This window comes from Sulfurimonas sp. HSL-1716 (genome assembly GCF_039645975.1).
Taxonomy (GTDB): domain Bacteria; phylum Campylobacterota; class Campylobacteria; order Campylobacterales; family Sulfurimonadaceae; genus Hydrocurvibacter; species Hydrocurvibacter sulfurireducens.
Window position 1 is genome coordinate 1,827,399 of record NZ_CP147918.1, and the last position, 11,697, is coordinate 1,839,095.

12 protein-coding genes are annotated in these 11,697 nt (G+C 42.4%); 2 read left to right on the forward strand and 10 right to left on the reverse strand.

Translation table 11 applies throughout. The features are described 5' to 3' along the window. Positions 1 to 50: 50 nt before the first annotated feature. Entirely contained in the window at positions 51 to 1,271 is a 1,221-nt protein-coding gene (locus tag WCY03_RS09280; protein ID WP_345992320.1) for a metal-dependent hydrolase, read from the forward strand. A 2-nt stretch (positions 1,272 to 1,273) separates the two neighbouring features. Continuing rightward, the gene (gene sppA, locus WCY03_RS09285) at positions 1,274 to 2,143 is read left to right on the forward strand and encodes a signal peptide peptidase SppA (RefSeq protein WP_345992322.1); all 870 of its coding nucleotides are present in this window, start codon (positions 1,274 to 1,276) and stop codon (positions 2,141 to 2,143) included. 39 nt (positions 2,144 to 2,182) lie between these two features. Here sppA and WCY03_RS09290 read toward each other — a convergent pair whose 3' ends face one another. From WCY03_RS09290 to lpxC, 10 genes are all read right to left on the reverse strand, one after another. Beyond that, positions 2,183 to 2,785 (reverse strand): hypothetical protein, encoded by a 603-nt coding sequence (locus WCY03_RS09290; RefSeq protein WP_345992324.1) that lies wholly within the window; start codon positions 2,783 to 2,785, stop codon positions 2,183 to 2,185. Then, a complete protein-coding gene (gene xseA / locus WCY03_RS09295) occupies positions 2,782 to 4,038 on the reverse strand; it encodes an exodeoxyribonuclease VII large subunit (protein ID WP_345992326.1) in 1,257 nt (418 codons plus the stop codon). The genes WCY03_RS09290 and xseA overlap by 4 nt, the downstream gene beginning before the upstream one ends. A 1-nt stretch (position 4,039) precedes the next feature. After that, positions 4,040 to 4,750, reverse strand: coding sequence for a bifunctional demethylmenaquinone methyltransferase/2-methoxy-6-polyprenyl-1,4-benzoquinol methylase UbiE (ubiE, locus tag WCY03_RS09300; RefSeq protein ID WP_345992328.1), 711 nt, complete (start codon positions 4,748 to 4,750; stop codon positions 4,040 to 4,042). Positions 4,751 to 4,756: 6 nt separating this feature from the next. Further along, positions 4,757 to 5,767 carry a bifunctional diaminohydroxyphosphoribosylaminopyrimidine deaminase/5-amino-6-(5-phosphoribosylamino)uracil reductase RibD gene (gene ribD, locus WCY03_RS09305; RefSeq protein ID WP_345992330.1) on the reverse strand — a complete coding sequence of 337 codons (1,011 nt, stop codon included), beginning with the start codon at positions 5,765 to 5,767 and terminating at the stop codon, positions 4,757 to 4,759. After that, positions 5,761 to 6,195: a ribosome maturation factor gene (locus WCY03_RS09310; RefSeq protein ID WP_345992333.1), complete on the reverse strand. Its 435-nt coding sequence runs from the start codon at positions 6,193 to 6,195 to the stop codon at positions 5,761 to 5,763. The genes ribD and WCY03_RS09310 overlap by 7 nt, the downstream gene beginning before the upstream one ends. After that, complete coding sequence (gene rbfA, locus WCY03_RS09315; protein WP_345992335.1) at positions 6,185 to 6,550, reverse strand: 30S ribosome-binding factor RbfA; 366 nt, start codon at positions 6,548 to 6,550, stop codon at positions 6,185 to 6,187. Before rbfA ends, WCY03_RS09310 begins: the two co-directional genes overlap by 11 nt. Then, positions 6,547 to 9,156: a translation initiation factor IF-2 gene (gene infB / locus WCY03_RS09320; protein ID WP_345992338.1), complete on the reverse strand. Its 2,610-nt coding sequence runs from the start codon at positions 9,154 to 9,156 to the stop codon at positions 6,547 to 6,549. Before infB ends, rbfA begins: the two co-directional genes overlap by 4 nt. Positions 9,157 to 9,438: 282 nt before the next feature. Continuing rightward, on the reverse strand, positions 9,439 to 10,320 hold the full coding sequence (thrB, locus tag WCY03_RS09325; protein WP_345992340.1) for a homoserine kinase: 882 nt from the start codon (positions 10,318 to 10,320) through the stop codon (positions 9,439 to 9,441). A gap of 8 nt (positions 10,321 to 10,328) precedes the next feature. Further along, complete coding sequence (locus WCY03_RS09330; RefSeq protein WP_345992342.1) at positions 10,329 to 10,805, reverse strand: hypothetical protein; 477 nt, start codon at positions 10,803 to 10,805, stop codon at positions 10,329 to 10,331. Continuing rightward, positions 10,786 to 11,670, reverse strand: coding sequence for a UDP-3-O-acyl-N-acetylglucosamine deacetylase (gene lpxC / locus WCY03_RS09335; protein WP_345992344.1), 885 nt, complete (start codon positions 11,668 to 11,670; stop codon positions 10,786 to 10,788). Before lpxC ends, WCY03_RS09330 begins: the two co-directional genes overlap by 20 nt. Positions 11,671 to 11,697 lie beyond the last annotated feature (27 nt).

The window sequence follows — 11,697 nt, forward strand, 5'->3', positions numbered from 1 at the left end:
ATCAAAATAAAGCATAATATATTTTAAAACTATCCAGTAAAAGAGCAAATGTGAAAATTATAAATCCAAACTATATTTATACCGCCGAGCAACTGCTTGAAAACAAAGCCGTCGCATACGATAAGACCATACGCAAGATCGCGCCTTTAAAAGAGTTGAAAGAGATTTATAAAGATGCCGAGATCATCGAACTCGGCAAGAACTCGCTTTTGATGCCCGGACTTATAAATGCTCATGTCCACCTGGAGTTCAGTGCGAATAAGGAGACTCTAAAATACGGAGATTTTTTACAGTGGCTTTACAGTGTAATATCAAACCGCGAGGAGCTTGTAAACTCGTGTGATTTTACATGTATGAAAAAAGCGGCCGATATGATGCTTGCATCGGGTATTACCACCTACGGAGCTGTCAGCTCGCACGGGATGGATCTTGAAGCAGCCGCAGCATCTCCTCAAAACGTGGTGTTTTTCAATGAACTTATCGGCTCACAGGCAAGCATGGCGGATGCACTTTTTAACGATTTTTTACAAAGGCTCGATGCCTCAAAATCCGTTACGAGAGAAGGCTTTTATCCTGCGGTCGCCATTCATTCACCCTATTCGGTTCATCCGATTCTCATCAAAAAAGCTCTAAATATCGTAAAAAACGAAGGCTTGAAATTGAGTGCCCACTTTTTAGAAAGCAGAGCCGAAAAAGAGTGGCTTCAAAAAAATGAGGGCGATTTCAAAGAGTTTTTTGTAAATTTTTTAAAACAGGACAAAGCCGTAACGGACATAAAAGAGTTTTTACAACATTTCAAAGAGATTCCGACACTGATGACGCATGTCGTTCAAGCGACCAAGGAGGAGCTTCAAGAGCTTGCTCTCTCAAAACATACGGTTGTACACTGTCCGATTTCAAACCGTCTGCTCGGAAACGGAGCTATCGGTCTTGACGATCTGGACAAACATGGCGTAAAATGGATCTGTGCGACGGACGGACTTAGTTCAAACTATACGCTAAATCTCTTTGAAGAGATGAAGATAGCTCTTTTTATGCATCACGGAGCCGACCTTCTGCCGCTCGCCTCGCGCCTTATCAAGAGCGTCACAAAAGATGCGGCAGAAGCACTGGGACTTAATACGGGAGAGATAAAAGAGGGTAAAAACGCCGATATGCTGGTACTGGACCTTGTTTGTGAACCAAATGAACAGCTTGCACTTCATTTACTCTTACATAGATATAATATCTCCAAAATATATATAAACGGCAATCAAGTCAAAGGAGAATAATAATGGAAGGACTAAAAAAACTTTTTTTACCGATCACGGCAACTGTAAATTTTATTCAAAACCATTTTAAGGCGATGGTCTTTATACTCATAGTTATATTAATATTTATGCCTAAAGGAGATTCTTCTCTGATACCGCATAATCTCGAGAAGATTTCTTTAACGGGTCCTATCATGGATGTAAGCGAAATCGTTAAGAAGATCGACGATGCCCGTTTAAACGAAAGGGTAAAAGGTGTTCTCATGGTAGTAAATTCGCCGGGCGGTGCAGTTGCCCCCTCGATCGAAGTCGCGTATGCGATAAAAAGATTGAGACGGGTTAAACCTGTTGTAGTCTATGCAAGCGGAACAATCGCAAGCGGAAGCTATTACTCCTCTATCTGGGCAAATGAGATCATAGCAAATCCCGGCAGTATGGTCGGAAGCATCGGGGTTATCATGCAAGGAGCGAACCTTAGCGAGATCATGCACAAGATCGGCATAAAATCTCAAGTGGTAATGGCAGGAAAATATAAACAGCTGGGAACGCCGGATAGAGAGTGGCTTCCCTACGAAAAGGCCGAACTCAATAAAGTTATCCAAGACACCTACAATATGTTCGTAAACGACGTTGCAAGTGCACGGAGATTAAAAATAGAAGACGCCCCCTCTTTTGCAAACGCCCATATATTTACGGCATCTCAGGCAAAAGCCGTCGGACTTATAGACAAGATCGGAGTAAGCTATGATGCCCAAGAGGAGCTGATTCGCTTGTCCGGTGTCAAAACTCCGCTTTGGAACAAAGAGGACCCTATGGAAGAGTTTATCAAAAAGATCTCGGCACAGGCTGCCGTTACCCTAAACACATATTTTCCGGCATTGGTCCTAAAATAAAACATCCATGTAAGAGCCTTTTCTTACATGAATAAAGAATTAGATCTCCTGTACCTTTACGACAGAGTCTATGTTATCGACTATGATTCTCTTTACTCTATCCTGCCAAAGAGAGCCGAACTCTTTTATCTGTTCTGCGTTTGCCATACCCTGCATCATCATCTGCATAAGCGGCTGCATCTTTGCATCGGGTTGTATGGATGAAGGGTTATAAAATACGTCCACCTCTTTACCCGTGTCAACTCTTTTAAATCTCGCACTCGAAGATATTTGTGCATCGAAGTGCATCAATGAGTGGCGTGCGAATCTTTGATTCAACCCTTTAAATCCGCTTTTATCGGTCGCTCCCGTTATATGTGTGACGACGTTTCCTATGACTCCCGCGACACCCTCTTCAAGCGATTCTTTAAAACTGACCTCAATCATACCGCGCATAGGCATCTCGTCTTTGTATAAGGCCTTTAAAGCCTTATAGGTCATTATATATGCTCCTCCTACCGTCGGACAGCTGTGTCCGGCAGCCTTTACGATATCCAGATATGTAAAGGTAAGCGCTCCGTTTTCAAATGTTCCCAAGACATTTGAAAGAGGATCGATCATATCTATACTAACAACTTGATCAAAAAAACTTGGATAATTCATCTATTATGCTCCTTAATTTCAATAACTTTTGACGTGATCTTCAGTCTTTCGTTCATCAGATCAAAACTATCGTTTATATGTAAGTCCTCAAGCGAGATAACTTTACTCTTTTTGCTTATCTGTACAAAACCCGATAATACCTTGTTTTTCGGATTGCTCGAGATAAGGTTTTCTCTTAAGGCATCAAGCCTGTTTTGTTTTTGAGAAAATAGGGTTTGTATTTGATAAGAAAGTCTTACATCTACGGATTCTATCTCTTTTTTTAAGTTTTGAAGATTAAACAGGATCGTTTGATCAAATCTCTCTTTTAATTGTGTAACTTCTACTTTTTTTTGTCTTATCTGCTGCTCGATCGAGTTTTGTTCATAGAGTTTTTTTATGTGAAAGAGCGCTTGTGAAAAGTTATATATTTTAGAATCCACCGTATTATTATAACTTTGGGACAGACTGTCCAAATATTGGTAGAGCTCATTGGTATCGGGAAGGATCATCTGCATCGCCGCGCTCGGCGTCGGGGCTCTGAGATCGGCCGTAAAATCCGATATAAGATAGTCTATCTCATGTCCCACGGCAGAGACGATCGGAGTACGAGCTTCAAAGATAGCATCGGCGACGATCTCTTCATTGAATGACCAAAGGTCTTCTATGCTTCCGCCGCCGCGGGCAAGAACGATGACGTCGTAATCTTTTTTATCGCTTACATGTAAAGCGTCCACGATGCTCTGTGCACTTGAATTTCCCTGAACCAAGACATCATAGATGTCGATCTCTAAGAGTCTGTATCGCTGTGCGGCGACGCGGAGCATATCCTGCAAAGCGGCACCCGTTGCAGAGGTGATGAGTGCAATGCGGCGGGGAAATTTGGGAAGCTGTTTTTTGATCTCTGGATCAAAATAACCTTTTTGCGAAAGTTTTTGCTTTAGCTGTTCATATGCGAGAGCAAGGGCGCCCTGTCCCGAAGGCTCGATCATAAAACAGTTTATCTGGTACTCGCCTCTGGGTTTGTACACGGTAACTGCACCGTCAAGTATGACTTTTAGCCCCTCTTCAAGATTGAACCTGAGCTTGGCGGCATTGCCTTTGAACATGACACATTTGATCGCCGAGGTGCTGTCTTTTAAAGTAAAGTAGATATGTCCGCTGTTGTGATGTGTGATGCGGGAGAGTTCACCCTCGACGAACACTCTGACAAAACTGCTCTCTAAAAGAGTCTTTATCTGTTCGTTGAGCGATGAGACGCTAAGAGTGTTCATCTTAAAGTTTGCGGGCGATTATCAGCGTAGAGATATCCATGGAGAAACTTTGCGTGAAAAGTATCTCAAACCCTGCATTTTTAAGTTCGTTTTGCATATTTTCCACGGTTGAAAAGCTCTCGATAGAATTTGGAAGATACTCGTAAGCTTCGAGGTTTTTAGAGATAAAACCGCCGACTTTTGGCAGGATTCTGTTCATATAAAAATCTCTGATCTGTCCGAGAAGCGACGGGTTCTCGTTTTTCATAAATTCTAATATCACGACAAGTCCTCCGTGTTTGAGGACACGATTGAACTCTTTTAACGCTTCTTCGCGTTCGACTACGTTTCTGATTCCGTAAGTGATACTTAATATATCGGCACTTTCATCTTCCAGCGGGATCTCCGTCGCCTTTGCCGTATGAAATTCAAAATCGGGAAACTTTACTTTAGCGACATCGAGCATGCCCTTTGACGGATCTACCCCCACAATCTTACCAAGCGCAACGCCTCCGACTTGAGCCTGTCTTCTCCAATAATCCATCATATCGCCTGTGCCGCATGCCACATCGACGATCATATCAACAGTGTCACTGTCACTGTAGCTGTACGAAAGATCACATGCTTTTTTTCTCCAGCTTCTGTCCACTCCCATACTCATGACACGGTTTGCCGTGTCGTATGTAGGCGCTATATCGTCAAACATCGATACGATTTTTTCTTGTTTTTCCATAAATATCTATCCCTTTAGTTTCATCCACATTAATATATCATCCGATATCTTCTCTACATGCAAGAGTTCAAAATCATCATTGTTTTTATGAAAACGTATTTTACCACCACTTTTCAGAGATACAAAACAAAGATGGTAATCTACATACTTTTTAGAGAATTCGAACATATTCGATCCGCCTTCGATCAAAATGCAGTTGTAATCTCTTATTTTGTCAAAATCTTTCTCTATCATCACTTTTCTGCCCGGTACGTTAAAAAGCGGAATATTTTTATCAAACTCTTTGCCTCTTGAGACGATAAGAACATCGGGAGCTTTTCCTCCGCATAGTCTGGCATCGAGCGTAGGTCTGTCGGTTCTGACCGTCTCGCCGCCTACTACGATGAGATCGCACACGTCACGCATCCTATGAACAAGCTCTCTTGATTCTTTAGAGCTTATGACTCCGCCGTCAATCGTGCCGTCAAGTCTTTGTGCCCATTTAAAAAATACGAACCTCTCTTGGCTCCATTTTAAAAACGGCGATAAAAGTTCGGCTCCCTTTGCCTGCAAAGAGGAAAACTCGACTTTTGTACCGGACCGCGAAACCATCTTTGCTCCGCCTTTTGCTTTTTGACTCTCATCGGCAGACGCCATAACGACTCTTTTTACTCCCAGTTGTGAGATAAGAGCAGCACACGAAGGCGTCTTTCCCTCATGCACGCACGGTTCAAGCGTCACGTACAGAGTACACTCTTTAAAACATCCATGATGATTTTTTAAAATGTAGTCATGTATCTCTTTTGATGATGTAAGAGGGAGGATGTTTGAGTCGTCTGTCAGTTTGTGGTATGCGCTCTGCAAGGCAAGTACTTCGGCATGAGGTCCGCCTGCTTTTTTATGTGCTTCGACACAGAGCAACTCGCCGCTGCCTTTTACGATCGCGCATCCGACCGCCGGATTCGGGTACGTCAAAATCTGAGAGCTCCACGCTTCCTTCAGCGTGAGATCCATAAAAAATTTATCGTCGACTACCATTCAAAATAGGTGCGCGCTTTTACGACGTCGCCAAAAGGTACGACTACTTCTTCATTGTCTATTTTAAGATAAAGAGAATCCTCTTTTACCCCTTTTAAAACACCTTTTAGCTTCTCTTTGGCTCTTGTAGTCAGACTTACGTTTTCGCCGATCGAATTTACGAAATTTTCTAACTTCGTCAGCTTTCTCTCTATGCCTGGTGTCCCGACTTCCAGCCTGTATTCGCCTGAGACCGGAGGCGTCACATCCAGCAAAGGAGAGATAAGATGCGTGATCTCGACACATCTGTCCAGACTCACTCCCTTGTTTTGCGGATCCTTAACGCTTACTCTGTAGATGGTCTCACCGTTTTCGCTTGTGATCACAGTATCGTAGAGCATCAATCCGACGGATTCTACAATGGATTTGATATCACTTTCAAGACTCATTTTTTTCCTCTTTTTTTATGCGTTTAAAAAGATCTTCTATGTTTTGGCTTTTTTCCAATTGATCATCAAAAACAAATGTCAATTTCGGAGACCTAAACCATCCCTGATCTTTCAGGCAGTAATCTTCGATGATCGGAGCGACTTTTTTTAGTTGTTTTACATAAAAAGCTCTTTCCTCATCGCTAAACATGCTTGGGTCCATATAAACCTTGGCATCGCTTCTGCCACGAGAGCATTTTACTTCTATAACATCGAGTTCATGCATTCTTGCATCGTTTAGCGAACTGAGCGCTTCTGGGATCAGTTCTTGAAGTATCGATTCGGTACGTTTTACTTTTATTTCCGAAGGAGTCACAGGGAAACCTTGGTCTCGACTTTCGTAAATGTCTCTATAACGTCACCGACTCTGACATCATCGTAACCTTTGATAACGACACCGCACTCATAACCGTTTCCGACTTCTGCAACGTCGTCTTTAAAACGTTTAAGAGAAGTAAGTTCGCCTTCATAAGCTACGACGCCCTCACGAATAACACGGACAAGTCCGCCGCGTACAAGTTTACCGTCAACGACCACACAGCCGGCAACCATTCCGCCTTTTGGTATCTTGAACGTATCACGCACTTCAGCTTGTCCCGTATTTGTTTCTGTAAATTTAGGAGACATCATTCCAGTAAGCATTCCGGTGACATCGTCAATCAACTGATAGATGACGGAGTATGTTCTGATGTCGACACCTTTTTGTTTGGCAGCAGCTTTCACGCTTCCTGTCGGACGAACGTTAAAACCTAAAAGCGCACAATTTTGGCTATTTGCGACAAGTTCCACGTCATTTTCCGTAATCCCGCCGACACCGCTTGAGATGATATCCACTTTTACCTCGTCGTTACGAAGTTCGGAGAGTGCTCCGCGGATCGCTTCGAGTGAACCGTGAACATCCGTTTTAAGAACGATCTTAAGGGTTTTGAGTTTTCCTTCTGCGATGAGAGAGGTAAGCTCGTCTAACGTTGTTTTCGTAGAGTGTGAAAGTTCTTTGCGTCTTTCGTACTCATAACGTTTTTGAGCGTACTCGCGCGCTTCTTTGTCCGAGTTCATCGCTATCATCGTTTCACCGGCGGAAGGGACTTCGTTTAAACCTACGACAACTGCGGTATGACTCGGCTTAAGCGCTTTTATCTGCTGTTTTTGATCGTTGATGATCGCTTTGACACGCCCGTAAGATTGACCGCAGACGACATAATCTCCTACTCTTAAAGTACCGTTTTGAACAATGACCGTAGCGACAGGTCCGCGGCCTTTTTCCAAGGAGCTCTCGACGACGACCGCCTTTGCGTTCGTATCTTCGTTTGCTTTGAGTTCTAAAACTTCAGCGGTCAAGAGAATATTTTCCAAAAGTTCATCGATACCTTCGCCTTTTTTCGCCGACATAGGTATAAATTCGATATCTCCACCCCAATCGACAGGGTTTAGACCCTGTTCTGCCATCTGTCCTTTTACCATATCCGGGTTGGCGTTCTCTTTATCCATCTTGTTAAGCGCGACTATGATTGGAACACCTGAATCTTTTGCTATTTTTACAGCTTCGAGCGTTTGAGGCTTCACACCGTCATCGGCAGCAACGACGATAACGATAATATCCGTCAGGTTCGCCCCGCGCTGACGCATCGAGCTAAATGCCGCGTGGCCCGGAGTATCTAAGAACGTTATCCATTTGCCGTTTTGTTTTACGGTATACGCACCAATATGCTGAGTAATCCCGCCGGCCTCGCCGTCTGCAACCTTAGCACTTCTAATGGCATCTAGAAGTGATGTCTTACCGTGATCGACGTGACCCATAATCGTTATGACAGGAGGACGCTCTACCGTATTTCCATCCTCTTCGATCACCTCTTCTTCATACGATTCTTCATAATTAAAGGCATCTTTTGGATCGATCGTAGTTACTTCTACACCGAACTCTTCGGCCAAAATCTCTATCTCGTCTTTGCCGAGGAAGTCGTTTTTGGTCATCATCATACCAAGATCGAAAAGAACTTTTATGATATCTGTCATAGGACGGTTTATCTTCTCCGCAAACTCATATACGCGGATATCTTCAGGGATCTCGACATGTGTCACTATTTCATCTGAAACCTTATCTTTCACATATTTCTTACGCTTGTCGCGCGATACTTTACGAGGCTGTTTACTCCCCTGTTTCTTACCGGAATTTCTTCCGATAGGTTTTGGTGTTTTAGGTTTTTTCGGCTCTTCAACTTTGACTTCATTCATTGTACTTGCATTTAGGTCAACCAATACAACTTCATCCTCGTCATAGTCCATAGAAAGTTCGCTCAGACTCTCTCCGAAAATATCCAGTTTCATCCCGCCGGACTGTTTTTTATTCGTTACGGACGGAGCCGGTTTGTTTTTCTTTTTGCGGGAGTTGAGTTCGGCTAAAGCTTCGGCGCTCATCTTGCCGTAGTTGGAAACAGCTTTTAGGGAGTTATCGTCATGAGTACTTATTTTAACATCGTCTTCAGGTTTGGGCTTTTTCTTTTTCACTATTTTCAAGCCGGAAGTTTTTACCGGTGCAGCCATAGTGATAGGCATCTTTTTCTCATCTTTTTTTATCTCTTTGTCGGAAGGATCGTTTCTATCTTCATCCTCTTTTGACGTTTGAGGTTTTTTGGCATCTTTTTTCTGCTTCTCTTTAGCGTCTGCCGGTTTCATATCTTTTTTCACTGAAGAATCGGCAGTTTTTTCACTTTTTTCGCTTTTTTCATCGGCAGAAGCCGTTTTTTGAGGCATATCGCTATCGGCACCGTTCATAATATAATTTACTATCTTCTCAGCTTCTTCCATCGAAACCGTGCTTGAAGCAGTTTTTAATTCTAGACCCATATCCGTAGCTTTTTTAACAACTTCTTTAGATGTAACCCCAAGTTCTTTTGCTATTTCGTGTACTCTAACTTTTTCCATTCTGAGCTATAATCTCCTTTAACTGGTTAGACAGACTTGCCATATCACCTATTTTACATTGCCGCATTAGTGACTTTACGACTTTATTTTCATTTTTCAGACACTCTTGGCAAAGATAAAAACTTCTACCGGTATTTGAAAAATGTTGCAGTGATTTATCCGCACATCTCAAACGCAATAATGCAGCCTGCGAAAATCTTGTTCGGCAGGTTATACACATTCGAGTCGGACTGCTGTAATTTTTCGGCATTATATCTTAATATTACTTCAATTTTCTATAAACTAACGCTCTACGACAAGTCCGTTATTGTCAAAATCCAAACATTTGACCTCATAATCAGGAAACTTCTGCTTAAACCTGTTCACAAGTGCTGCGGCATCTTGATCATAGACCATTGAAAAGAATGTAGAGCCGCTGCCTGAAAGCGTGCTCATCAAAGCACCGCTGTCGTAAGCCATCTTTTGTATCGTGAAAAGTTCGGGCATCATCTTCATACGGATCTTTTGGTGAAACCTGTCCTGGGTGGAAAGACGCAGCATTTCCCAGTCTTCATTGAAAAATGCAGCCACCGTGACAGCCGTATGCGAAAGGTTATAGATCGCATTGTCTTTGGAATACGATTTTGGCAGAAGCGTTCTCGATTTTAACGTATTTATAGGTTTATTCGGCACGACGACGACCGCTTTTAGATAATCGGGCAGATGCTTTTTCTGCGAAAAGACTTTATTTTTCTCAATTGTCGCGGCATTAAAACCTCCCATTACAGCGGGAGTTATATTATCAGGATGAGACTCGTACGCCAATGCATGATTTAAGATACGCCTTTTCGAGACTCTTACGCCTGCTGCTTCGTGCGCAGTGGAGATAGCACTCACAATTACCGCAGATGAACTGCCAAGACCTCTGGACATAGGTATCTGATTGAAAAACGTAAACTTAAAGCTTTGCCTTTTCTCCGTTAAACGCTCATAATGTTCATTGAATATGCTTATAAAAAGGTTATTGCCTTTAAGTCTGGGATTGTTCGCCCCTTCTCCTTTAATGGCAATACTGAAAAATTTAGAGGGATGAAACTCAACCACATTTCTAAGATCGACCGCCAAACCGAGAGAATCGAATCCCGGTCCTAGGTTTGCGCTTGTCGCTGGTACGCTAATAGTCACTTTTTTCCTTATCCGACAGCACCGATTCCATATTCTGGAGCCGTCTTAATATCAAAATCATCATAGTTTAAAAAATCCGGCAACTTAAAATCCGACATTATAACATCGTCGAACTTTTTAGTTTCAATTCCTGTTGAAGTTTTAACAAAATAGAGCTTTCCAACTGCTTTTATCGGTTGATTTTCATTAAAATAAAAGGCATCTGTTGCAAAGAGTGGTATATTTTTCAATATCGAGAGCGATTTTAAAAAAATATATGCCACTTTGATAGCCATGAAACTTCCCGGTCCTTTTGCGTAAAAAATATTGTTGATAGTATATGTTTTTTCCAAAGTTTCATAGATAACGGGCAGTATTTCCGAACTTTTTTCCTCGGTAACAACCGAGTCGAGAAGTTTTTTGTTTTCATATACTCCGACCATAATCGGAGAGCTCAATGCCAAAACTACGAGATCGACCTCTTTTTTATGCATACGCTTTGGCATATTCTTTTTCTGTCGCTCCTACGATATCTACTATCTCATAGTTCTGCGGATCTTTTAAAAGCTCCATAGTCAGCTTGTGGTTGAGATCATGACTTCCCGCAAGCGCTTCATAATTGCCGATAAAGTTCATGCCGATCAGACTCATATCGCCTATGGCGTCAAGAATCTTATGCCTGACAAACTCATCACTGAATCTTAAACCTTCGGGATTTAGTACTTTCTTCTCGTCGAGCACTATCGCATTTTCCAAAGAACCGCCGAGCGCCAGACCTTTTGATCTTAGATACTGTACTTCATGCAAGAAGCCGAATGTTCTTGCACGGGCAACCTCTTTTTTATAGTTCTCTTTGCTGAACTCAAGTACATACGCCTGATTCTCTATGACGGGATGAGCGAACTTGATCGTAAAATCATATTTCAAGTTCTTTGAAGGCGAAAGTTTCACATACTTGTCGCCCTCTTTGATCTCGACATCTTTTTTAATGATCATGATACGCTTTGGAAGTTCCTGCTCCGCGATTCCTGCTTCATCCAAAAGCATACAAAAACTTGCACTGCTTCCGTCCATCACGGGTACCTCATCGGAATCCACGACCACTTTCAGATTATCTATCCCGTATGCATATATCGCGGATAAAAGATGTTCTATCGTCGATATCGAATAACCGTCTTTGCCGATCACGGTCGCCATTTTCGTATCAACTACGTTTTCAGGGATCAAAGGGATGGAAACACCGACATCTTTTCTTACGAATACGATACCGTTTCCGGCTTCAAGCGGCTCTAACGTCAAATTTACCGGATTACCGCGATGTAATCCTATTCCAACGAGTGAAACAGGTTTTTTAATAGTTGTTTGGTACATAATCTGATATCCTGTTATCTTTTATAC